Source organism: Bacteroidota bacterium (assembly GCA_016721765.1).
Taxonomy (GTDB): domain Bacteria; phylum Bacteroidota; class Bacteroidia; order UBA4408; family UBA4408; genus UBA4408.
On record JADKHO010000001.1, the window covers coordinates 111710 to 135194 of the forward strand.

A 23485-nucleotide genomic window follows, 5' to 3' on the forward strand; every position below is an offset into this window, starting at 1 on the left:
GAAACTAAAAAGACAAAATTATGAAATACATGTTCTCTGCACCCACATTCTTTAATAATTCCACCAAATTAACTCGATTTGCTTTTACTGCACTCGTATTGTTTTCTTTGAGTTTGCGCGCCATTGCTCAAGAAGATGAGCCATTAAAAAATTTCAGATTTGGCTTGCGTGTTAGTCCGGAAATATCTTGGCTCAAGCCAAGTGATGTAAAAAAACTGGATGGTGCGGGAGCTAAATTTAAATTGGGCTATGCTTTAATGACGGAGTTCCGCTTAAACAAAGTGGTTTCATTAGCTACCGGAATTGGATTTGAAAAAAATGGAGGATCCCTTAGTTATACGGATACCGCTCGCTATTTGTACCATGATGATGCGCCACTTGAAATAAAAAGTGACACTTCCGGCATCAGCAAAACAACCGAAGCGTATCAATTAAAAACACGCAATTTCAGTATCGCCTATTGGGCAATTCCAATTACCTTAAAAATGCGTACCAAAGAAATTGGGGTGATGACGTATTTCGGTCAAGCCGGAGTGAATATCGGAATTAGAACAAAAGCTATTGCAAAAGACGATGTGTTGAGTTCCAAAAACTCTTCAACTTCATTGGATGACATTAACATCAGCAGCGATATGAGCATTTTTAAAGCTGCAATAAATGTGGGAGCCGGCGCTGAATATAACTTGGCAGGATCAACCTCACTGGTATTTAGTGTCAATTATTTGAATGGATTAACTAATGTATCTAAATCAAAATCAGATTATTTGTATCGTTCAGACCGATCAGCATACAAACAAAAATTCACCAACAATGCTGTATCCATTACTGTAGGCGTATTATTTTAACCTTCTCAAGTAATAAAAATCCCGTTTTTGTGCTAAACAGAAACGGGATTTTTATTTTTGCACTAAATAGAAAGCATAAAAAATGAATCACAAAAAAATTATTGCACACCTTGTATCCTGGCTGAACTCCTATTGTGAATCTTCCAAAATGAATGGTTTTGTTATTGGAGTATCAGGCGGAATTGATTCGGCACTAACTTCCACACTTTGCGCCTTAACGGGAAAAGATGTCGTATGTTTAAACTTACCCATTCATCAGAGTCCATCTGAATATAGTCGCTCTCATGAACACATTGATTGGCTTAAATCACGATACGAAAACGTTACTTCCTATGAAGTAAATCTTTCGAATTTATTTATCGAATCAGAAAAAACTTTTCCTGCCGAAATTCAAGATCACCTCACACTTGCCAATACCCGGAGCCGATTGCGCATGATGACACTTTATGCCTTTGCGGGAAATAAAAAATTACTTGTTGCAGGAACCGGAAATAAAGTAGAAGATTTCGGAATTGGTTTTTTTACCAAGTATGGTGATGGGGGTGTTGACCTTTCCCCTATTGCAGATTTAATGAAATCGGAAGTGTATGAACTTGCAAAAGAACTAGGCGTTGTTTCTTCTATCCAAACAGCAGCGCCAACAGATGGTTTGTTTCACGATGGAAGAAGTGATGAAGATCAAATTGGAGCCAGTTATGATGAGTTGGAATGGGCCATGCGACTATTGGAAAAAAAGGAAAGGCCTCAAAATTTATCCACAAGGGAGCAAGAAGTGCTTAAAATATATGAATCGCGGCATCGAGCAAACTTGCATAAAATGAATCCTATTCCGGTTTGCCTTATTCCAAAAGAATATATGAGTTGATTTTCATTTACAATCACCATCGGGCGTGCATACCAGGTCATCGCTTAGAGCTGCATTCAAATCAAATTTCGTTGATTGATATTCGGCAAAAGATTGTTTTAATGCTTGCAAAAATGCCTCGCTTGCTTGCGCACCTGAAACGGCATACTTTCGATCAAATACAAAAAAAGGAACTCCACCCACGCCTATGTTTCTTGCTTCTATTATATCCTCTTGAACGGCATCGCTAAAGGAAGTGCTTTTTAAAAGTTCCTTAAGTTCTAATTTATCCAAGCCAATTTCAACACCAAGTTCCACAAGGGTTGCAGCATCAGCTGTATTTTTTCCTTCCGTAAAATTGGCTTTAAATAAGCGCTCTTCTGCGGCATCTTGCAAGCCTTTTGATTTAGCGAAATGAGAAAAGCGATGTGCATCGAATGAATTGGCTACAATTGCTTTTTCGAAATGGTAAGTTAATCCTACTTCCTTTGCCATTGCTGTTACACGCTCATTCATTTCTTTTGCTTGTTCAAGCGATATCCCTTTTACTTCAGCCAAATAGGCATCAATTTTTTTATTGGGATTGGTAATCATATCGGGATTAAGCTGAAAACTTTTCCATTCAATTTCAATTTTATTCTTGTCTGGGAATTGCTCTAAAGCCGCTTCAAACCTACGTTTACCGATATAACAAAAGGGACACATAACATCGCTCCAAATTTCGACTTTCATTTTATTTACATTCATTGTTTCCATTTTCTTTCTAAATTTTAATCTTAAAAGGTTGCATGAAAGTAAACATTAAATCGCACCGGTTTCAATTAGGATACTGATATTGCAATCATATACCCTCTTTGTAGCAATAAATTTATATTTCCCTTTTAGGCATTCAAGCGTCGCGTTCGCCGTATCCACCAAATTAGAGTTTGATTGAAAGTATATTATTTGATGATACTTTTCAAGTGAAAGCTTTTGCATCGAATTACTTCCTGATAATGGAAAAATACCCCTTTTATTTAGCTCCATTTTTGCAGATGAATACTCTTTGAAAATAGTTTTATCATAGTAATATAAGAATGTTGCCTCGTACCAATCAGGGTTTATAAGCAAGGCTGTTGAATCATTTTTTAAATGACTCAACAATTCAACTAATTGCTTGTTGGGTCTTTTTCTGTTGGGATTAAAATTGCTGGTTACTAACATGCATAAGGGAAGCAAAATAAAAAGTAGACTAAACCCCTTTCTTTTTGAAGCAGCTTCTTCAATAAAAACGCATATTAAAATATAAAATGGGAGTGAAATAATTAACAAGTAGCGCTCGATGAAAAGAGGAATTTTTTGTGATACCAAAAACAATCCTAAATAGGGAATAAAAAACAACATTAATAAAGCCTTAATTTGAATGCTTGTTCTTTTCTTTGCAACAATTAACTGTAAGCTACCCAAAGTGAAAATACTTATGAAAAGCACTGTTAAGAATGGTTTATTGGAATAATCCCAAAGGCGAATATATAAATCCTCATAGGTTGGTGCAGTAACCCAAGTGCCGAATTTGGTAGTAACAGCTATTCGTCTAATAAATATGGGTAGGTAGGGAAGCAGTAATAAAAAATTTATCGAAAAAACAGCTCCAAACTTTTTTAAACTTGCCGCATTAAATTCAATTAGGAGCAAACTGATTTGTACTAAAATAACTATCCATCCAATAAAATGCGTGTAGATAAGCAGACTATTAACAAGGCAAAACAAAATCCAATATCCGTTTCCAGCATTTCTTTTAATTAATATAAGCAACAAATACATTGAAAGTAAGCTAAGAAAAACCAAGAGTGAATAGGCTCTGCAATCATGCGCAAACTCAAAATGTGACTCCGAAAAAATAAATAGAAATGAAGAAGCCCAAGCTATTTTATTTGAAAAAAAATCACTTCCTATTTTATATATAAAAATCACAGTAAGTGCGCTGAATAAAGCCGGTAAGAATCGGACAGAAAATTCACTAATTCCAAAAAGTTTTATCCAGTAATGAAGAAGTATAAAGAATAAGGGTGGGTTATTCTCTGTCTTTAACATTTCACCAATGTTGCTTAAAGACATTTGCGAATAAAAAACAGTAAAAGGCTCATCAATATTGAGTGGGTAGAAGTTGAGGTAAAGAAGACGAAGCGCTAAAGTTACTAGAAAAAGTAGCGCCAATAAAAAGGGGGAATCAGAAAATTTGAGGCAGATAGCATCGAGCCTTCCTCCCGTTTTTAGCAATTGCATTGGGTAGATAAAATGGTTAGAATTGCATTACTTCTTCACGTAAGTTTTCAAATGCCTTTCCTTTTTGCTTTCGTAGATGTCGGCAATAGTAACAAGTATGCCTGTTTCTTCTACTTCACCAAAGGTGCTATTGAGTGCGGTGCCAAAGCTTTTCATTGTTGGTGAAAGATTCATATAGGTATTTACCAAAGGGGGAATATTTTCTCCCAACTCTCCCACTTCGTGTTTTAGTACTTTGTATCCTTCTTTGTAATCTAGGTTTTTAAAGAGCGAATTCAAATAGTTTTCATCGGTAGTAATGGGCAATGCGCTTTTGGGACGAAGTAAAAATTCGGGATCTGGAAAATACGTTTTAAGAAAATACAAAATCATATCGCGTGCCCTTTCATTAAAATGACGGTACATGGTAACCTTTCCGTAAAAATATTTAATGTCAGGATTATCCACCGTAATAGCTCCCAAGCCATCCCAAATATTATCAAGTGAAAAGAGTCCTTTGCGGTTACCGGCCACAGGCTGAAAATTAGGTTGCACAAAGGAACGTCCTAATTCAATTGTGTAGGGCAGAATTTCTTTTACAAATTTTTCGGATAAATCAAATAAGCCGCTGGTTGCGAGTTGCAAATTTCCATTGGCATCTTTATCAGCTTTATCACAGCGAATATATCTGTATCCGCCCACTATTTCGCGGTATTCGGGGCTCCACACCACTAATTGTTGATAGGGATTATTTCCGGTATCGTAAATGTCGATATCCAATTCTTTGCCTGTACCTCCACCTGCATTACGGAATGTAACTTCACGCAAGCGACAAATTTCACGAACCAGATTAGGTGAATTGTGAAAATTTACGATATAAATTAAATTTTTTCCATTGTTGGTTTGACGGATAAATTTATCTTGAGTGAGCTCACTTTCAATTAAATCAATAGCAACGGGAGGAATTATTTCTTGCATCATAGGTTTATGGTTCAGCAAATTATTTTTTTGATTCAGCTAATTTGTAAACTATTTGCTTTACTTCATGTGCCCATTTCAAATCGCTTTTCGAATTGTCGAAAGTGCTATATGGAATAGGTTTACCAAATATAACAGTAATTGTTTTATTTCGCTGCCGAAACATTTCATCTACTAAAAAAAACATTTCCAAATTCACCTTTATTCCTAGCTTAGTTCTCCATCTTGCCAGGTTATAAAAGCGATTCGAATTGCGCCCATCCACATATAATGGAACTATCATTCGTTGGTGCTTTTTTGCTTTGGTAATAAAACTCTTTTTCCATTCCAAATCTTCAATCTTGCCACTATCTTGTTTTCGTGATACTAATCCTGCAGGATAAATAAATATTGCTTGTTCAGAAGCATACGCGGCATCAATATCTTCCAGCATTTGAACTGAATTTTTTCCATGTTTATTAACCCCTACAAAAAGTGGTTTCAAATTTTTAAGGTTGAGTAAAATATCGTTTACAATAAATTTCACATCGGTTCGAACCCGACCAATCGAATCTAAAATTACCATGGCATCAAATCCGCCTAAAGGGTGATTAGAAGCAAATACAGCGCCTCCTGAAGCCGGAATATTTTCCATGCCTTGAATCTTAACTGTAACATTAAAGAACTTCACCACGCCGCTCGAAAATTGGAAGCCATTATCGTTTCGATGCTCGTATAGAAACGTATTTACTTCATCCTGATGGATTATTCGTTTTACATAATTCAACAAAAAATTGGGAAGGAATTTTGCTAAGCGCGGATTCTTACTTCGTATTAATTCTTCCAAATCAATGGTACGCTTTTCTGCATCATCCTTACTTAATACAGAATGGGATGGAGTAGTCATAATTATTTTTGCTTCAATTTAAATGCACAAAAAGTAAATTTCAAAAATAGGAATTCGCATTTTCTATTTTCCTCAAACCTAAAACTTTTTCACTTCGAAAAGTAGCAGAACCGAATTTGTTTTGCTCAAACGCGAATTACAAACGCTGATTTTTCCTCCCACTTTTTACCCAATCTTATGAAATGCTTATCAATAAAGAGATGCAGCTCAAATAGTTTGGAACGAAATGACACCAAAACAGTTAATAACCAAAAAGTTTTGAACAAAAGTGGTAAAAAGTAGTAAAATGTGGTAAAAATTGTTTTAAATTTACCGCTCGAAGCGAAACACCAGCAATGACGAACTACATAGGCGAATTTGAGTGTAAGGTGGATGTGAAAGGAAGGGTTATGATGCCGGCCGGGTTGTACAAACAATTTCCGACTGAGTTGCGGGAGAAGTTTGTGATTAACCGAAGTGTTTTTCAAAAGTGTTTGGTGCTTTACCCAATGGATGCATGGGAAGAGATAGTGAAGGATTTGAGTAAACTAAATCGATTTAGAAAAGAGAACGACGATTTTATTCGGCAGTATACCAATGGGGCAAGTACAGTGGAGTTGGATGCCACGAATCGCTTTTTATTGCCGAAGCATTTGGTTGATTTCGCAAAAATTAAAAAAGATATCGTGCTCACATCGAGCTTGAATAAAATAGAAATCTGGTCGGACAAATTGTATAAGGATGTAATGAAAGGCTACGATCCGGACGCATTTGCACAGCTTGCAGAGAAAGTGATGGGTGGTAATCCTCCGCAAGAAAATTAAGATGATGTACCACCAACCCGTTCTTTTAAATGAATGTATTGAAGGATTGCAGATTGACCCAAGTGGCACTTACGTAGATGTAACCTACGGTGGTGGCGGGCATTCGAAAGAGATTCTAAAGCACCTTACAAGTGGGAAACTGATTGCTTTTGATCAGGACGAGGATGCTGAAAAAAATAAAATGGAGGAGGGCAAATTAATTTTTGTGCGTCAAAATTTTAAGTATCTCAAAAACTACCTGCGCTTGCACAAAGCAATTCCGGTGAACGGGATCTTGGCAGACTTAGGCGTTTCGAGCCATCAGTTTGATACTGCAGCTCGGGGATTCTCGACACGATTTGAAGCAGAATTGGACATGCGGATGGATAGAAACAATCAGAAAACTGCCAAGCTGGTTTTGAATGAATATTCGGAAGCGCAATTGAAAGAGGTATTTAAAGTGTATGGTGAAATACCCAATGCTGCAAAATTGGCCTATCGCATTTTTCATCAACGTAAGGAAAAAGCGATACAAACAGTAAGTGAATTAAAGGAGGCCATTGCACCATTAATCACCAGAGGGAAAGAAAATCAATACTTGGCTCAACTTTTTCAAGCCTTGCGCATTGAGGTAAATGATGAGCTACAGGTGTTGAAAGAACTGCTAATACAAAGTGAAGAAGTTTTAGCACAGGGGGGCAGACTGGTGGTAATTTCTTATCACTCACTTGAGGATCGATTGGTGAAACACTTTATGCGCAAAGGAAAATTTGAAGGCGAGATTGAGAAAGATTTTTTTGGAAACACGTTTACCCCTTTTGAATCAATAACAAAAAAGCCCATAGTTCCGGGTTTGGAAGAGATGGAACAAAACCCAAGGTCGCGCAGCGCCAAACTAAGAATAGCTGAAAAAAAATAAAAACGCTGATTTATTTAATTAATGGAAGAAACTAAGGAGACAAAAATTTTAGAGGAAGTTAAAAAAGATGAGAACACTGCGTCATCTGCGTCTCCGACTCCCAAAAAATCAGCTAAAAAAGACCGTGCGGTAATTGATGTAATAAATGGAAATTTTCTTACCAATGAAAGTGCGGTTAAGCAAATACCGTTCATACTGTTTTTGGTTTTAGTAGCCATAGTCTATATCTCCAATACCTATTACGCTGAAAAAATTATGCGCAAAACCAATACTGTTAACAGTGAAATAAAGGAATTGCGATCCGAATACATTACTTCTAAATCCGACCTGATGTTTATCAGTAAGCAATCGGAAGTTGCACGTGCAGCTGAGGTGATGAAAATTGGAATTAAAGAATCGGTGGTTGCACCTAAAAAAATAGTTATTGAAAAAGGAGAAGCAGCAAAATCAAATGCTTCTGAAACGTCATCCACCTTAGCCAGCACAAAATAAACTTGGAAACAAAAAAAGACATATTGTGGAGAGTATATCTCGTATATCTATTGATGTGCGTATTTGCCCTTTTCATAGTTGCGCGGATTGTAAAAATTCAGTTTGTTGAAGGACGGGAGTGGAAAGAAAAAGCACAAAAACTCACCACAACTTATTTTAATATAGAAGCAGCGAGAGGTAATGTTTTTAGCAACGATGGAAGTTTGCTTGCCACCTCTGTTCCCATTTATGAAATACGCATGGATGTTTGCGCGGGGCCTATTACCAGCAAACTCTTCAATAAAAATGTTGATTCTTTAGCCTTGTGTTTATCCAATTTATTTAAAGATAAATCTGCAAAAGACTACAAACGCATTTTGGTTCGTGCCCGTAAACAAAAGGAGCGTTACCTCTTTCTTCAAAAAGGAGTGAGCTATTCCGATGTAAAAACCTTGCGCACTTTCCCACTTTTTAAAATGGGAAAATACAAAGGCGGCTTAATGTGTATACAAAACAACCGTCGTGAAATGCCCTTTCGTGAGCTCGCTGCCCGCACTTTAGGTTATCAAAGAGAAGGCATAAAACCAGTAGGAATAGAAGGCTCTTTCAACAATTATTTAAAAGGCGTGAGTGGCAAGCGCTTAATGCAAAAAATATCAGGAAACAATTGGGCACCGGTGCACAAGGAGGATGATATAGAAGCCACAGACGGAAGTGATATTTATACCACAATTGATGTGAACATACAAGATGTGGCGCATAGTGCATTATTGACGCAGCTAAAAAAACAACAAGCAGATCACGGATGTGCAGCACTGATGGAAGTTGCTACAGGAGAAATTAGAGCCATTGTGAATCTTAAAAAAGTTGACTCTACAAATTATGTTGAGAGCTATAATTATGTAATTGGTGAAAGCACTGATCCTGGTTCTACCTTTAAACTGGCATCGCTAATTGCCGCAATGGAAGATGGATATACGGATTTGGATGAAATGGTGGATACTGAAGATGGTGATGTGGTTTTTTATGATCACCACATTCGCGATTCGCATGAAGGAGGGTATGGAAAAATTACTTTGCAACAAGTGTTTGAAAAATCATCGAATGTTGGAATAGCCAAAGTTATTTTCAAATACTATCAAAAGAACCCACAAAAATTTATCGACCGCTTGTATAAAATGGGTTTGAATACACCGTTGAATTTGGATATCACCGGTGAAGGACTTCCTTATATTAAAAACACAAAAGACAAGACCTGGAGTCCGGTAACATTGCCTGTAATGGCAACAGGATATGAATCACGCATGACTCCCTTGCAAATTCTTACCTTTTATAATGCGGTTGCAAATAATGGCAAAATGGTGAAGCCCATTTTTGTAAAAGAAATTCGCAAAAGAGGTGAACTGGTAAAGTCTTTCCAGACTAATGTGATTAACCCTTCCATCTGTTCAAGAGAAACTATTCGCAAAGCAAAAATAATGTTGGAGGGAGTAGTTGAAAGAGGCACAGCCACCAACTTGAAAACAGCCGATTACAAGATCGCAGCAAAAACCGGAACAGCTCAAATATACAATAAGGCCTATGGTTATAAATATCAAGGTAAAGTGAGCTATCAAGCCTCTTTGGTGGGATACTTTCCGGCAGCAAACCCAAAATACACTTGCATAGTGGTGGTGAATGCTCCAACTCAAAAAGTATACTATGGGAATGATGTTGCAGGTCCTGTTTTCAGGGAGATTGCAGATAAAGTGTATGCCACCAGCACAGAAATTCACAAAGAACTTCAAGCAGATACAAGCCGCACATTAAAGACCCCATTGGCAAAAACAGCTAACAAGAGTGATTTAGAAATTGCCGCAAAAAAATTAGGAATAAAAGAAAAAGATAATTCAGGAAACGCTGAGTGGGTTGCCTCCTCAAGCGATAGTAGAGGGTTAAATTTTTCGCGTAAAACAACGGTTAAAACCGGTGTACCAAATGTACTGGGCATGGGCTTAAAAGATGCCATTTATTTACTCGAAAACAGTGGAGCATCTGTACGCATAAATGGAAGGGGAACTGTTGTAAAACAGGTACCGGAAGCAGGAAGCAAAATCATAAAAGGAACACACGTTTATATCGAATTATCGTAATGAAATTATTGCGCGACATACTTTACAAAACCCGAATTGAGGAGGTAATTGGTAGCACGAATGTGGCTATTGAGTCGATTTGCTTTGATTCACGTAAGGCCGATACATTTGCACTTTTTGTTGCCATTAAAGGCGAGGTTGTGGATGGTCACAATTTTATTTCCACTGCAATAGAAAAAGGTGCCATTGCGATAATTTGTGAAGTACTTCCCAAACTATGTGACGATAAAATTACCTATATCAAAGTTAAAGACAGCAGTGAGGCGCTTGCCATTGCTGCGGCTAACTTTTATGAGCATCCTTCTGAAAAATTAAAACTTGTAGGTGTAACCGGCACAAATGGAAAAACAACCTCTGTAACGCTGCTCTACAATTTATTTAAACTGCTTGGCTACAAAACAGGAATGTTGAGTACAGTAAGCAATTATATTGATGGGGAACAATTGCCTGCCACGCACACCACACCGGATGCACTTCAATTAAATGCTTTGCTTCAAAAAATGGTGGAGAAAGGCTGCACACATTGTTTTATGGAAGTTAGTTCACATGCAGTAGTACAGCATCGAATTACTGCACTTGAGTTTACCGGAGCAGCTTTTACAAATATCACGCACGATCATTTAGATTATCATAAAACCTTCGACAAATATATCCAAGCTAAAAAGGGGTTTTTTGATATGCTCTCTCCCAATGCATTTGCACTGGTAAATAAAGACGATAAAAATGGAGAAGTGATGTTGCAAAACACACGTGCTCACCGCAAAACATACGCACTTAATTCGCTAGCAGACTTTAAATGTAAAATAGTTGAAAATCAGTTCTCAGGTTTAATTCTTACAGTTGATGGAAAAGAATTTTACTCCAAACTTATTGGAAGTTTTAATGCTTACAATTTACTGCTTGCTTACAGTATTGGAGTGTTGCTTAAAGAAGACTCCACAAATGTACTCACAGCGCTTAGCACATTAAGCGCTGTTGAAGGAAGGTTTGAATATATCCGTTCGCACAGCAAAGTTACCGGCATAGTTGATTATGCACACACTCCGGATGCTTTAAAAAATGTCTTAAACACCATTCAAGATATCCGTACCGGAAATGAAAAAGTAATTACGTTGGTAGGTTGCGGTGGAGATAGAGACGCTTTGAAAAGACCAATAATGGCGCGTATCGCCTGCGAACTTAGTGACCGTGTAATACTTACAAGCGATAATCCGAGATCGGAAGATCCGGATGAGATTTTGAGTCAAATGAAAAAAGGAGTTCAGCCTCCTTACAATAAAAAAACCTTGTCGATAGTAGACCGCAGAGAAGCGATAAAAACTGCCTGCTCCTTAGCACAACCCGGCGACATCATATTGGTGGCCGGTAAAGGACACGAAAAATACCAAGAAATAAAAGGAGTAAAATATCCATTTGATGACATGGAAGAATTGAAGAGTTCATTTGAATTATTGAGTTAAAAACGAATAAAGAAAAACCACAAAATGCTTTATTACCTTTTTGATTATTTGCACAAACACTTTGATTTGCCCGGTTCCGGTGTATTTCAATACATCTCCTTTCGAGCAGCGATGGCAATTATAACGTCATTACTTATTTCGCTGATTTTCGGAAAAAGAATTATCGAATACATCCGCAAAAAACAAGTGGGAGAAACCATTCGAAACTTAGGTTTGGAAGGACAAAATCAAAAGCAAGGAACACCCACAATGGGAGGGCTAATCATCATTGCGGCCATCCTCATTCCCACTTTACTGTTTGCTAAACTGCACAATGTATACATCATACTGATGTTGTGCACTACCATTTGGCTTGGAACAATTGGCTTTTTAGATGACTACATCAAAGTTTTCAAAAAAGACAAAGAAGGTTTAAAAGGTATGTTCAAAATAATTGGTCAAGTAGGACTGGGCTTAATTGTTGGCTTCACTTTGTATTTCAACAAAAATGTGGTGATTAAAGAAAAAGTATACAATGCACAGGAAGTAGTGATGGAGAACGATATGTTTTCACATGATTTAAATGCAAGCAATTTACCACATTATGCCAATTCAGCCACAAAGTCATTAAAAACAACTATTCCATTCGTAAAGAATAATGAATTTGATTATTCCAATCTCATCTCCTTTATGGGAGAAGGGTATCAAAAATGGGCTTGGTTGATTTTTGTTCCCATAGTTATTTTAATTATCACCTCTGTAAGTAACGGAGCCAATTTAACCGATGGATTAGATGGACTTGCCACCGGTACATCAGCGATAATTGGTGCTACACTTTTGATTTTCGCCTATGTGTCGGGTAACATGATTTTCGCGAATTACTTGAACATTATGTATATCCCTAATACAGGAGAGTTGGTAATTTTTATGGGAGCATTTATTGGAGCATGTGTTGGATTTATGTGGTACAACTCCTTCCCTGCGCAAGTATTTATGGGCGATACAGGAAGCTTAACACTCGGAGGTATAGTTGCTGTATTTGCATTAGCCATTCGAAAAGAATTACTCATTCCAATTTTATGTGGAATCTTTTTAGTTGAAAATCTCTCGGTAGTACTTCAAGTAGGGTATTTCAAATACACGAAGAAAAAATTTGGTGAAGGGCGTCGCATATTTAAAATGGCACCGCTTCATCATCATTATCAAAAGCTTGGGTTTCATGAATCAAAAATTGTAACCCGCTTTTGGATTGTGGGTGTGATGTTAGCCATCATGACTTTCGTTACGCTAAAACTTCGTTAAAATAATGAGCACAAAAAATACAAATTCTTTAAAACGACTAGTTATTCTTGGCGGTGGCGAGAGCGGTGTTGGCACTGCTATACTCGGGTTACAGAAAGGTTATGATGTATTTGTTTCCGACAAAGGAGGGATACGCGAAAAATACAAAAAGGAGTTGGAGAAACATCATATTGCCTATGAAGAAAACCAACACACTTCCAAGAAAATAATGAATGCCGATGAAGTGGTAAAAAGTCCTGGTATTCCCGATAAAAGTGAACTAGTGCAAGCACTTTTAAAAAAGAAAATTCCTGTGATTTCGGAAATCGAATTTGCAGCACGTCATACCAATGCTACACTCATTGGAATTACCGGAACAAATGGAAAAACCACAACTACTTTGCTCACCTATCACATTTTATCAAAAGCCGGACTAAATGTTGGCCTAGCCGGAAATGTGGGAAAGAGTTTTGCGATGCAAGTAGCACAAAATTCGTTCGACTATTATGTACTAGAACTAAGCAGTTTTCAATTAGATGGCATGTTTAAAACACGTATCAATTTGGCGGTATTATTAAACATTACACCGGATCATCTTGATCGCTATGAATACGAATTGCAAAACTATGTGGATTCAAAATTTAGAATTAGCCAAAATCAACTCAATCAAGATGTCTTTATTTATTGCAAAGACGATGAAATAACACAATCTCAAATCGCCACCAAAAAAATTGCCGCGCAACTCATTCCGATTTCCATTCACGAAAAAGTGGAGCATGGCGGCTATTTAAATGAAACCGAATTAATCCTGGATATAAACAATAAACCCTTCTCTATGTCAATACACAGTTTAGCCTTACAAGGCAAGCACAACATTTACAACTCTATGGCCGCAGGCATAATTGCCAAAGTGCTTGACATTCGCAATGAGGTTGTTCGCGACAGTCTGTCTGACTTCGAGAACATCGAACACCGATTAGAGTTTGTAACCAAGGTGCACGGCATCGAGTTTATTAACGACAGTAAAGCAACCAATGTAAACTCTACTTGGTATGCTTTGGAAAGCATGACTAATCCTACAGTATGGATTGTTGGAGGTGTAGATAAAGGCAATGATTATTCGATGCTTAGAGAGTTAGTAAAAGACAAAGTAAAAGCGATTGTTTGCTTAGGCAAGGAGAACGAAAAAATTCACAATGCTTTCGCAGATATCGTGGAAATAATTGTGGATGCACATTCATCGGAAGAAGCAGTTAAACGTTCTTATAAATTGGCCAAAAAAGGCGACACTGTTTTGCTTTCACCGGCCTGCAGCAGTTTCGATTTATTTGAAAATTATGAGGATAGGGGAAGGCAGTTTAAAAGAGACGTAAAATCATTATAAAATCAACCAAATATTAAATTATGGACGCAAAGAAAATTAGCAGTAATCCGATTGAGTACATGCGCAAACTTTTGCAGATGCGCAAAGAAATTGACCGTGAAAACTATGCCGACATCAATGGTTCAGAACATCGATTAGAAAAGGTGGGCGAGTTTAACTACGTTGAGTTTATCAATGACAGCATGTCGACTGATATTGATAGCACTTGGCTTGCGCTAGAAAAAATGGAGAAACCCATTATTTGGATAGTTGGTGGTGTTGATAAAGGAAATGATTACGGTGTATTGGCTGAAATTTTGCGTGAAAAAGTAAAAGCTATTATTTGCCTAGGAAAGGATAATAGCACACTTTTCAAAATTTTTCAATATCAAAATATTGTACCCTTAATCATTGATGCAAAAGAAATGAAAGAGGCTGTTGAGTATAGCTATCATTGGGCAAAAAAGGGTGATGTGGTGCTGTTTTCACCCGCTTGTCCGAGCTATGATTTATATGAAAACTATGAAATACGCGGAAATAGTTTTAAAAATTCAGTGCGCGATTTTTTTGATTCAAGAATTAAATAATTAGTGAAGTGAATAGAATCCTAAATAAGTTAAGCGGTGATAAAGTAATTTGGGTAGTTGCAGTAATGCTATCTATCTTTTCTGTGCTTGTAGTGTACAGTGCTTCGGGCTCGCTGGCTTATAAATACAAAGGTGGGAATACTGAATTTTTTCTTTTTAAGCAAGTAGGATTTGTTGCGCTTGCATTAGGTTTCATTTACCTTACTCACCTGTTAAAATACAGCTATTATTCAAGAGGGTCCCAAATAGCTTTATTTGTAGCTGCCCCACTTCTGCTGTTTACATTGGTGAAAGGGGTAAGTGCCGGGGATGCAAGTCGATGGATTGCGATTCCGGGAATTGGATTCACTTTTCAAACCAGCGATTTCGCTAAGTTGGCACTTGTAGTGTATGTTGCACGATTGCTTTCGATGAAACAAGATCAAATTAAAGATTTTAAAGAAGCATTTGTTCCAATTGTATTGCCCATTCTGATTATTTGTGGATTGATATTGCCAGCTAACTTTTCAACAGCAGCAGTACTTTTTGTAACCTGCATTGTTTTGATGTTTATTGGCAGAGTAAACATTAAATACATATTGCTTTTGATTGGAAGCGGCATCGTATTTCTTGGACTCTTTATTTTGTTAGTCTTCACTTTCCCACACATCAACAATCGGGTAGAGACCTGGAAAACACGTATTGAAAGTTTTGTAAGTGGTGATAGTGATGAAAACTATCAGGCGGAACAGGCTATGATAGCGATTGCTACCGGTGGGCCAATCGGCAAAGGACCGGGTAAGAGCACACAGCGCAACTTTTTACCGCAAGCTTCCTCCGATTTTATTTTTGCCATCATCATTGAAGAATACGGCTCCATTCTAGGCGGATTTTTGGTCATATTTTTATACATGATTTTACTATTTAGGGCCACTCGAATTGCTACCAAAAGTCCAAAAACCTTTGGAAGCTTATTGGCTATTGGGCTTTGCTTTATGTTGGTCTTTCAGGCTATGATAAACATGGGCGTAGCTGTGCACTTATTTCCCGTTACGGGGCAGCCCTTACCCATGGTAAGTGCTGGTGGTACCTCTGTTATTTTCTCGAGCATTGCCATTGGAATTATATTAAGTGTGAGTAGAGAAATTGAATCTGAAAAGAAAGGAGAGTTGGCGGATGCTTAATGTAATCATAAGTGGTGGAGGAACTGGCGGGCATATTTTTCCGGCAATTGCAATTGCAAATGCATTAAAAGAAAAATACAATGGTGTAAACATCCTGTTTGTAGGAGCCTTAGGTAAAATGGAAATGGAAAAAGTACCTGCTGCCGGATATAAAATTGTGGGCTTAAACATCAGCGGTTTACAGCGAAAATCAATACTTAAAAACTTTTCCTTTCCATTTAAATTAATTTCTAGTGTAAGTAAATCACGAAGAATCATAAAGGAATTTAAACCCCATGCAGTTGTAGGTGTAGGCGGATTTGCGAGCGGCCCCTTGTTATATGCTGCCACCCAAATGGGAATACCTGCCTTGATTCAGGAGCAAAACTCTTATCCGGGAATCACCAATAAATGGCTGGCAAAAAAAGTGAAGCGAATTTGTGTTGCTTATGAAGGAATGGATAAATACTTCCCAAAGGAAAAAATAATTTTAACCGGTAATCCAGTTCGACAAGATATTAAAAACCTAAGTGGCAAACGCGAAAGAGCGTTGGAGTTTTTTGAATTAGATGGCACAAAAAAAACAGTATTGGTTATCGGTGGAAGTCTTGGTGCAAGAAGTATTAATGAAAGCATAAAATCCATTCTACCTGAATTCGAAAAACATTCTGTTCAGTTAATATGGCAAACGGGAATTAATTACAAACCTATTGCCGACGAGGCAAAATCAGGTAATGGAAATCCTAATATCAAAGTATTTGATTTTATTTCAAAAATGGATTATGCCTATGCTGTTGCCGATGTAGTTGTTTCGAGAGCAGGTGCCAGTTCCGTTTCAGAATTGTGCATTGTGGATAAAGCTGCAATCCTTATTCCCTATCCATTCGCTGCTGAAGATCATCAAACAAGCAATGCGCAAGCCTTAGTAACACATCATGCTGCTGTTCTAATAAAAGATAGTGATGTAAAAGAAAAGCTAAAAGAAACACTATTCGACTTGTTACAGAACGATGAGAAAAGAAAAAAATTGGAAGAGAATATAATTCGACTTGCCTTTAGAGATGCAGCCGAAGTAATAGCAAGTGAAGTAGTTAGTATTGCGAATCAAAATTAAAATGGATTTTAACACCATCAAGAGCGTTTATTTTTTAGGTATTGGGGGCATTGGCATGAGTGCCTTAGCACGCTATTTCAAAACCTTAAATAAAACTGTTTGTGGATATGATAAAACTCAAACTGCTTTAACAGTTGAATTACAAAAAGAAGGTATCGCTATACATTTTGAAGACACTATTTCATTTTTCCAGTCAACAATAAATGATTCTAAAGAAGAAATATTAATTGTTTACACTCCTGCCATTCCTAAGGATCATCAAGAATACAATTATTTTTTAAGGGAAGGTTATACCCTCAAAAAACGGTCAGAAGTGTTGGGTATAATTACACAAAACACATTTACCTTAGCAGTTGCCGGAACACATGGAAAAACAACTACTTCCAGCATTTTAGCGCATATCCTAAAATCGGCAAACAAAGATTGTAGTGCTTTTTTAGGAGGCATAACTCGAAATTACAATTCCAATTTTTTACTTTCTGAAAACAAAAACGGAATGGGTCCAACGGTAGTGGAAGCCGATGAATACGACAGGTCCTTTTTGACTTTGCGTCCGAATATATCTATCATAACTTCGGTTGATGCTGATCATTTAGATATTTACACCGAACACAAATACTTAAAAGAATCGTTTGAGCTCTTTGCAGGACAAACCAAAGTCAATGGTCACATTATTTCAAAAAAAGGATTGGATTTTAAATTGCCACAAGGTGATTCGTATAAAACTTATACGTACGCTTTGAGTGAAAAAGCAGATTTTTATGGTAGTGAAATCCATATTGTAGATGGCAATTATGTGTTTAATTTTATTAGCCCAATTAAATGTATTAAGGAAATTCAATTTTCCTTTCCGGGTTTACACAATACCGAAAATGCCATTGCAGCCTGCGCTGCTGCGCAAATTTATGGAGTAAGTGCTGCTGAAATAAAAATTGCACTAAATACCTTTCGTGGAGTAAAAAGAAGATTTGATTATCGTATTAAAAGCGAGAACTTAGTGTTTATTGACGATTATGCTCACCATCCGGAAGAACTAAAAGCTTGCATTAACTCCGTGCGAGAATTATATCCTAACAAAAAAATAACGGGCATATTTCAACCTCATCTTTTTTCGCGTACACGTGATTTTGCCGATGAATTTGCGAAAAGCTTGGATTTACTCGATGAAACAATACTACTCGATATTTATCCTGCACGTGAATTACCTATTGAAGGTATAAACTCAGCATTGCTTTTAAGTAAAATGAACAGCAGTAAAAAATCAATTTGCAGCAAAGAATCACTTTGTGAGAAAGTGGTTTCACTTCATCCGGAAGTATTGCTAACTCTTGGCGCCGGTGATATTGACAAGTTAGTAGAACCGCTTGAAATTGCTTTAAACAACGCATATAAATTAATCGGATGAGCACATTTAAAAAAATACTTTACGCATCCTTTTGGATTGTTTTACTCTCAGGAACCATTGTATTGTTAGGCTTTGTGAAGAACGAACACAAGCGATTAAAGTGCGGCGCTGTGGAAGTAAACATTGACAATACCGACGAAAATGAATTTGTTAGCCGGGCCGACATTTTGCAAATGGCACTCGAAAATCGCGACAAGCTGGAAGGACAAACACTTGAGACGATAGATGTAAATAAATTAGAAAAAATATTCAATACGCATCCGGCCATTTCAAACGCCGAAGTTTTCGAAAATATTGCAGGTGACCTAACCATCAATATCACCCAAAAACGACCAATTGCACGTGTTATTACTGCTTCAGGTGAAAGCTATTACATCGATTCAAAAGGCAAATTGATGTTGTGGTCACGCAACTACACTGCGCGTGTACCGGTGATTACAGGAGAAATATATGAAAGTTTTGCAAAGAATAATCTACTAGATTTTTCAAAGAATGATATTAACGATTCGCTGTTGAAAAAAAACACCCTCTTTGGCCTTTATTGCCTTGCGAAATATATTGATTCAGACGAATTTTGGAAAGCTCAAATTCAACAAATTACAGTAGGCGAAGACATTGAGCTAATACCAACGATGGGGAATAACCGAATTATATTTGGAGACACTCAAGACATCGATGCAAAATTTAAAAAGTTGATGGTTTTTTATACGCATGGTTTAAGCAAAGTGGGATGGAATGCTTATACCGAAATCAACTTAAAATTCAAAGATAACGTGGTTTGCAAAAAATAAGGGAAATGAAAAACAACGACATAGTTGTAGGGTTGGATATAGGCACAACAAAAATTGTTGCTTTAGTGGGGCGTAAAAATGAATTCGGAAAAATTGAAATTCTAGGACTTGGAAAAACCGAGTCTGTTGGTGTTTCGCGCGGGGTAGTTTCCAATATCGAAAAAACAGTTCAATCCATAAAGGTTGCTATTGAAGAAGCTCAAAGTAAATCAGGAATTACAATTAGTGATGTGCATGTTGGAATTGCAGGGCAACACATCAAAAGTTTGCAACACCGCGGCATACGCATGCGCAATAGTTTGGAAGAAGAGATTAGTCAAAAAGATGTGGACGCCTTAATTGACGACATGTACAAATTGGCTATGCTTCCGGGCGAAGAAATAATTCATGTGTTGCCTCAGGAATACATTGTAGACAATGAAATGGGAATTAAAGATCCTATTGGAATGTCGGGAAACAGACTGGAAGCCAATTTTCATATCATTACCGGACAAGTTGCGGCAATAAATAATTTAATAAAATGTGTTACGCGTGCCGGATTAAAACCGAAAGAAATTATGCTGGAGCCACTTGCTTCCGCAGATGCAGTATTAAGCAATGAAGAAAAGGAAGCAGGTGTAGTATTAGTAGATGTAGGGGGTGGAACTACCGATATTGCCATTTTCCATGAAGGAATAATACGGCATACAGCTGTTATTCCTTTTGGCGGAAATGTTATCACAGAAGATATAAAAGAAGGCTGTACCATTATTAAAAACCAGGCAGAATTGCTTAAAATTAAATTTGGTTCGGCATTAGCAAGTGAAAATCAAGATAATGAAATAGTGAGCATTCCCGGTCTACGTGGAAGGGAGCCTAAAGAAATTTCATTAAAGAATCTTGCGAGTATCATTGAGGCGCGAATGGAAGAAATAATAGAGCACATCTATTATGAAATCAAAAATTCGGGTTACGAGAAAAAATTAATTGCGGGTATTGTTATCACAGGTGGTGGAGCCCAACTCAAGCACATCACACAACTCATGGAATACATAACCGGTATGGATGCACGCGTGGGATATCCCAATGAGCATTTAAGCAAAGGTTTGGAAGATGTAACAAGTCCGATGTATGCAACGGGCGTTGGATTGGTGATACGCGGTTTAGCTTTTCTTCAACCCGAAACGGAATCAACAGAAGAAAAAAATCCGGAGACTCCGCCGCCTACACATACTGAAATTAAAGACCATTCCGTAAAAAAGAAAGGCAGCTTTTTCGATAATTTAATTACAAAAGCAAAAGGAATCTTTGACGAAGACATACAATAAAAACCACTTATAAAAACCACTAGTTAATACAAATTAAAATGCAAAACGAGATGATGAAATTCGATTTACCTAAAGACAACTCTTCCATTATAAAAGTAATTGGAGTAGGTGGAGGAGGCAGCAATGCTGTGAACCACATGTATCGCATGGGAATTAAAGGGGTAGATTTTATGGTGTGCAATACCGATCAGCAAGCCTTGGACATTAGCCCGGTTCCCTGCAAAATTCAGTTGGGCTCAACCCTTACAGAAGGACGTGGCGCTGGATCACAACCCGAAGTAGGTAAAAATGCGGCTATTGAAAATATCGAAGACATAAAAGAAGTTCTTGGAAATAATACCAAAATGGTCTTTGTTACTGCCGGTATGGGTGGCGGAACGGGAACAGGTGCAGCTCCAGTAATTGCCGGCGCTGCTAAAGAAATGGGAATTTTAACAGTAGCCATTGTGACTATTCCTTTTGGATTAGAAGGCCGAAAAAGAAGATTGCAAGCGGAGCTAGGATTAGAGGAATTGAAAAAAAATGTGGATACCCTGCTTATCATCAACAATGATAAATTGCGCGAAATTTATGGTAATCTTCGTATGACGGATGCTTTCGGTCATGCCGATGATGTATTAAGCACAGCTGCAAAAGGAATTGCCGACATTATCACTACAACGCTTCACATCAATACCGACTTTGCAGATATTCAAACAGTCTTGAAAGATAGTGGTGTTGCCATAATGGGATCAGCATCTGCAGCAGGTGAAAACAGAGCCATTAACGCAGTTGAACAGGCGCTTTCATCGCCCTTGTTAAATGATAGCAATATAAAAGGTGCAAACTATGTACTCTTAAATGTTACTTGTGGGACCGAAGAAATTACCATGGACGAGTTCGGTGAAATAGCTGATTACATTCAGGATGCAGCCGGACAAACTGCGGAAGTTATACAAGGTTTTGGGGTAGATGAAAGTTTAGGCGACAGAGTAAATGTTACCATCATTGCAACCGGATTTAACAAGAAAAATGATTTGGGTTATGATGTGGTGAAAAAGCCTGAGGTTAAAAAGTATTCATTGGATGATGTGATTTCAAGCAGTCCTGCACCAAGTGTTCCTGTTCAACCAATCAGCACAACTACTGCTACATCACAACAACCCATTGTGCACCAATTAGAAGATATTGATGACACTGCTACAACTCAGAAAGAAGAACAAATTGAGCAAGTTAGTTTTGAATTTGAAATTTCATCCACATCTGGTGAACAGAAGGTTGAAGAGAAGGAAGAGTCGTTCACTTTTAGCATCAAACAAGATGAACCTACATTGATTGTAAAAAACACGGAAGAGAAATTTGAATCCAACATCCCGTCTGACGACAGAATGAAATTGGCGAACGACCGTGTAAATCGTTTGAAAAATTTGAGTCATAAATTCAAAACACCGGGTGGGTTAAGTGAAATGGAAAGTCAACCGGCTTACTTGCGCAAAAATGTAACATTATCTAATGTTCCGCATTCAAGCGATTCGCAGGTATCTCGATTTACTTTATCTGAAGGTGAGGATAAATCAACAGAGATAAAGCCTAACAATTCATTTCTTCACGATAACGTTGACTAATAAAAAAGCTAAATGACTTTAGAAGAACAAATAAATGCGGATATAAAAGCAGCGATGCTTGCAAAAGAAGCCGCTAAATTGGAAGCTTTGCGTGCTGTTAAATCGGCAATTCTTTTACTTAAAACTTCCCCGGAAGGATTAAGTCCTGAAAGTGAAATGAAGGCTTTGAATAAAATGGTGAAACAACGTAAAGAAACAGCCGAAGTTTATATTACGCAAAACAGAAAAGATTTAGCTGATGTAGAATTAGCACAAGCAGCCATCATCGAAAACTATTTGCCAAAGCAAATGGATGAATCAGAATTAAGAACAGAAATTTCTAAAATAATTGCAGCAGTTGGCGCAAGCTCCCCTGCTGATTTAGGCAAAGTAATGGGCCTTGCTACAAAACAATTTGCGGGAAAAGCAGATGGGAAAGTAGTAAGCACCATTGTTAAAGAGCTGTTGAGTAAGTAGTGGTTTACTTAGTTTAAGGGGAGAAACGCCTATACAGCAATGTGTGGGCGTTTCATTTTTTAATTTAAAAATAGCATTAAAAATATGGTAAGAATAATTTCATATAATGTAAATGGAATTCGTGCAGCCTTGAGTAAAGATTGGATGGCCTGGTTAAAAAGTGCTAATCCGGATATTGTTTGTTTGCAAGAAATTAAAGCCAGTCCCGATCAATTGGATATTTCCATCTTTTCGGCTGCAGGATATACACACTACTGGCATCCTGCAGAAAAAAAAGGATACAGCGGTGTCGCGATATTATCAAAAATGCAAGCAGATAAAATCACCATTGGATGTGGTATAAAAAAATACGATGAAGAAGGCCGAGTAATCCGAGCTGATTTTGGGGATATTTCCATTATAAGTGTTTATCATCCATCCGGCTCAAGCGGAGAGGTACGACAAGGCTTTAAAATGGAATGGTTACAAGATTTCCAAGAGTATATCAATCAACTAAAAAAAGAAAGGCCCAAGCTCATTATATGTGGTGATTACAACATTTGTAACAAACCCATCGATATTCACAATCCAAAATCAAATGCCAACACCTCCGGATTTCTTCCAGAGGAGCGCCTTTGGTTCGATAAATTTTTAGCCAGTGGATTTGTGGATTCGTTTCGTGTATTTAATCAGGAGCCACATCAATACAGTTGGTGGAGTTATCGAGCAAATTCGCGCGCAAAAAATTTAGGTTGGAGAATTGATTATAACTTAGTAAGTGAAAATCTACGTTCCAAATTAATTCATGCAGCAATATTGCCGGAAGCTAAGCATTCGGATCATTGCCCGGTACTTTTAGATATTGATATGTAAAATGAACATTATTAATTCCAAATTAAGTATGACTAAATTATTT

The 23485-nt window shown here is 37.4% G+C and carries 22 protein-coding genes; 18 read left to right on the forward strand and 4 right to left on the reverse strand.

The features are described 5' to 3' along the window. Positions 1 to 20: 20 nt before the first annotated feature. Positions 21 to 845 (forward strand): outer membrane beta-barrel protein, encoded by an 825-nt coding sequence (locus IPP32_00445; protein ID MBL0046560.1) that lies wholly within the window; start codon positions 21 to 23, stop codon positions 843 to 845. Positions 846 to 927: 82 nt separating this feature from the next. Next, complete coding sequence (gene nadE, locus IPP32_00450; protein MBL0046561.1) at positions 928 to 1710, forward strand: NAD(+) synthase; 783 nt, start codon at positions 928 to 930, stop codon at positions 1708 to 1710. Between the two features lie 3 nt (positions 1711 to 1713). On the opposite strand, the gene IPP32_00455 is transcribed toward nadE, so the two are convergent. The 4 genes from IPP32_00455 to IPP32_00470 form a co-directional block, all read right to left on the reverse strand. Then, positions 1714 to 2421, reverse strand: a complete 708-nt coding sequence (locus IPP32_00455) for a DsbA family oxidoreductase (GenBank protein MBL0046562.1) — start codon at positions 2419 to 2421, stop codon at positions 1714 to 1716. Positions 2422 to 2490: 69 nt separating this feature from the next. After that, positions 2491 to 3954, reverse strand: a complete 1464-nt coding sequence (locus IPP32_00460) for a glycosyltransferase family 39 protein (protein MBL0046563.1) — start codon at positions 3952 to 3954, stop codon at positions 2491 to 2493. Between the two features lie 27 nt (positions 3955 to 3981). After that, positions 3982 to 4911 carry a GNAT family N-acetyltransferase gene (locus tag IPP32_00465; protein ID MBL0046564.1) on the reverse strand — a complete coding sequence of 310 codons (930 nt, stop codon included), beginning with the start codon at positions 4909 to 4911 and terminating at the stop codon, positions 3982 to 3984. Positions 4912 to 4933: 22 nt separating this feature from the next. After that, a complete protein-coding gene (locus IPP32_00470; protein ID MBL0046565.1) occupies positions 4934 to 5797 on the reverse strand; it encodes a 1-acyl-sn-glycerol-3-phosphate acyltransferase in 864 nt (287 codons plus the stop codon). Positions 5798 to 6132: 335 nt separating this feature from the next. Here IPP32_00470 and mraZ point away from each other — a divergent pair, with 335 nt between their 5' ends. The 16 genes from mraZ (at position 6133) to xth (ending at position 23442) form a co-directional block, all read left to right on the forward strand. Next, positions 6133 to 6600 (forward strand): division/cell wall cluster transcriptional repressor MraZ, encoded by a 468-nt coding sequence (gene mraZ, locus IPP32_00475; protein MBL0046566.1) that lies wholly within the window; start codon positions 6133 to 6135, stop codon positions 6598 to 6600. 1 nt (position 6601) lies between these two features. Beyond that, positions 6602 to 7498 (forward strand): 16S rRNA (cytosine(1402)-N(4))-methyltransferase RsmH, encoded by an 897-nt coding sequence (gene rsmH / locus IPP32_00480; protein MBL0046567.1) that lies wholly within the window; start codon positions 6602 to 6604, stop codon positions 7496 to 7498. A gap of 21 nt (positions 7499 to 7519) precedes the next feature. After that, positions 7520 to 7990 carry a hypothetical protein gene (locus IPP32_00485; GenBank protein MBL0046568.1) on the forward strand — a complete coding sequence of 157 codons (471 nt, stop codon included), beginning with the start codon at positions 7520 to 7522 and terminating at the stop codon, positions 7988 to 7990. A 2-nt stretch (positions 7991 to 7992) separates the two neighbouring features. Then, on the forward strand, positions 7993 to 10101 hold the full coding sequence (locus IPP32_00490) for a transpeptidase family protein (protein ID MBL0046569.1): 2109 nt from the start codon (positions 7993 to 7995) through the stop codon (positions 10099 to 10101). Continuing rightward, positions 10101 to 11561, forward strand: a complete 1461-nt coding sequence (locus IPP32_00495; GenBank protein MBL0046570.1) for a UDP-N-acetylmuramoyl-L-alanyl-D-glutamate--2,6-diaminopimelate ligase — start codon at positions 10101 to 10103, stop codon at positions 11559 to 11561. Before IPP32_00490 ends, IPP32_00495 begins: the two co-directional genes overlap by 1 nt. A 24-nt stretch (positions 11562 to 11585) precedes the next feature. After that, on the forward strand, positions 11586 to 12842 hold the full coding sequence (locus IPP32_00500; protein ID MBL0046571.1) for a phospho-N-acetylmuramoyl-pentapeptide-transferase: 1257 nt from the start codon (positions 11586 to 11588) through the stop codon (positions 12840 to 12842). Positions 12843 to 12846: 4 nt separating this feature from the next. Continuing rightward, positions 12847 to 14205 carry a UDP-N-acetylmuramoyl-L-alanine--D-glutamate ligase gene (gene murD / locus IPP32_00505; protein ID MBL0046572.1) on the forward strand — a complete coding sequence of 453 codons (1359 nt, stop codon included), beginning with the start codon at positions 12847 to 12849 and terminating at the stop codon, positions 14203 to 14205. A gap of 20 nt (positions 14206 to 14225) precedes the next feature. Continuing rightward, positions 14226 to 14771: a hypothetical protein gene (locus IPP32_00510; protein MBL0046573.1), complete on the forward strand. Its 546-nt coding sequence runs from the start codon at positions 14226 to 14228 to the stop codon at positions 14769 to 14771. Further along, entirely contained in the window at positions 14771 to 15934 is a 1164-nt protein-coding gene (locus IPP32_00515) for an FtsW/RodA/SpoVE family cell cycle protein (GenBank protein ID MBL0046574.1), read from the forward strand. Before IPP32_00510 ends, IPP32_00515 begins: the two co-directional genes overlap by 1 nt. After that, complete coding sequence (gene murG, locus IPP32_00520; GenBank protein ID MBL0046575.1) at positions 15927 to 17027, forward strand: undecaprenyldiphospho-muramoylpentapeptide beta-N-acetylglucosaminyltransferase; 1101 nt, start codon at positions 15927 to 15929, stop codon at positions 17025 to 17027. Before IPP32_00515 ends, murG begins: the two co-directional genes overlap by 8 nt. A gap of 1 nt (position 17028) precedes the next feature. Continuing rightward, positions 17029 to 18432, forward strand: coding sequence for a UDP-N-acetylmuramate--L-alanine ligase (locus IPP32_00525; GenBank protein MBL0046576.1), 1404 nt, complete (start codon positions 17029 to 17031; stop codon positions 18430 to 18432). Beyond that, positions 18429 to 19223, forward strand: a complete 795-nt coding sequence (locus tag IPP32_00530; protein MBL0046577.1) for a hypothetical protein — start codon at positions 18429 to 18431, stop codon at positions 19221 to 19223. Before IPP32_00525 ends, IPP32_00530 begins: the two co-directional genes overlap by 4 nt. Before the next feature lie 5 nt (positions 19224 to 19228). After that, entirely contained in the window at positions 19229 to 20530 is a 1302-nt protein-coding gene (gene ftsA, locus IPP32_00535) for a cell division protein FtsA (GenBank protein MBL0046578.1), read from the forward strand. Between the two features lie 53 nt (positions 20531 to 20583). Further along, a complete protein-coding gene (ftsZ, locus tag IPP32_00540; protein MBL0046579.1) occupies positions 20584 to 22134 on the forward strand; it encodes a cell division protein FtsZ in 1551 nt (516 codons plus the stop codon). Positions 22135 to 22146: 12 nt separating this feature from the next. Next, positions 22147 to 22590 carry a GatB/YqeY domain-containing protein gene (locus IPP32_00545; protein MBL0046580.1) on the forward strand — a complete coding sequence of 148 codons (444 nt, stop codon included), beginning with the start codon at positions 22147 to 22149 and terminating at the stop codon, positions 22588 to 22590. A gap of 84 nt (positions 22591 to 22674) precedes the next feature. Continuing rightward, entirely contained in the window at positions 22675 to 23442 is a 768-nt protein-coding gene (xth, locus tag IPP32_00550) for an exodeoxyribonuclease III (protein ID MBL0046581.1), read from the forward strand. Positions 23443 to 23485 lie beyond the last annotated feature (43 nt).

Coding starts and splice junctions, on each gene's coding strand:
- IPP32_00445 (MBL0046560.1), top strand. CDS start 21: ATGAAATACATGTTCTCTGCACCCACATTCTTTAATAATTCCACCAAA.
- nadE (MBL0046561.1), top strand. CDS start 928: ATGAATCACAAAAAAATTATTGCACACCTTGTATCCTGGCTGAACTCC.
- IPP32_00455 (MBL0046562.1), bottom strand. CDS start 2,421: ATGAAAGTCGAAATTTGGAGCGATGTTATGTGTCCCTTTTGTTATATC.
- IPP32_00460 (MBL0046563.1), bottom strand. CDS start 3,954: ATGCAATTGCTAAAAACGGGAGGAAGGCTCGATGCTATCTGCCTCAAA.
- IPP32_00465 (MBL0046564.1), bottom strand. CDS start 4,911: ATGCAAGAAATAATTCCTCCCGTTGCTATTGATTTAATTGAAAGTGAG.
- IPP32_00470 (MBL0046565.1), bottom strand. CDS start 5,797: ATGACTACTCCATCCCATTCTGTATTAAGTAAGGATGATGCAGAAAAG.
- mraZ (MBL0046566.1), top strand. CDS start 6,133: ATGACGAACTACATAGGCGAATTTGAGTGTAAGGTGGATGTGAAAGGA.
- rsmH (MBL0046567.1), top strand. CDS start 6,602: ATGATGTACCACCAACCCGTTCTTTTAAATGAATGTATTGAAGGATTG.
- IPP32_00485 (MBL0046568.1), top strand. CDS start 7,520: ATGGAAGAAACTAAGGAGACAAAAATTTTAGAGGAAGTTAAAAAAGAT.
- IPP32_00495 (MBL0046570.1), top strand. CDS start 10,101: ATGAAATTATTGCGCGACATACTTTACAAAACCCGAATTGAGGAGGTA.
- IPP32_00500 (MBL0046571.1), top strand. CDS start 11,586: ATGCTTTATTACCTTTTTGATTATTTGCACAAACACTTTGATTTGCCC.
- murD (MBL0046572.1), top strand. CDS start 12,847: ATGAGCACAAAAAATACAAATTCTTTAAAACGACTAGTTATTCTTGGC.
- IPP32_00510 (MBL0046573.1), top strand. CDS start 14,226: ATGGACGCAAAGAAAATTAGCAGTAATCCGATTGAGTACATGCGCAAA.
- murG (MBL0046575.1), top strand. CDS start 15,927: ATGCTTAATGTAATCATAAGTGGTGGAGGAACTGGCGGGCATATTTTT.
- IPP32_00525 (MBL0046576.1), top strand. CDS start 17,029: ATGGATTTTAACACCATCAAGAGCGTTTATTTTTTAGGTATTGGGGGC.
- IPP32_00530 (MBL0046577.1), top strand. CDS start 18,429: ATGAGCACATTTAAAAAAATACTTTACGCATCCTTTTGGATTGTTTTA.
- ftsA (MBL0046578.1), top strand. CDS start 19,229: ATGAAAAACAACGACATAGTTGTAGGGTTGGATATAGGCACAACAAAA.
- ftsZ (MBL0046579.1), top strand. CDS start 20,584: ATGAAATTCGATTTACCTAAAGACAACTCTTCCATTATAAAAGTAATT.
- IPP32_00545 (MBL0046580.1), top strand. CDS start 22,147: ATGACTTTAGAAGAACAAATAAATGCGGATATAAAAGCAGCGATGCTT.
- xth (MBL0046581.1), top strand. CDS start 22,675: ATGGTAAGAATAATTTCATATAATGTAAATGGAATTCGTGCAGCCTTG.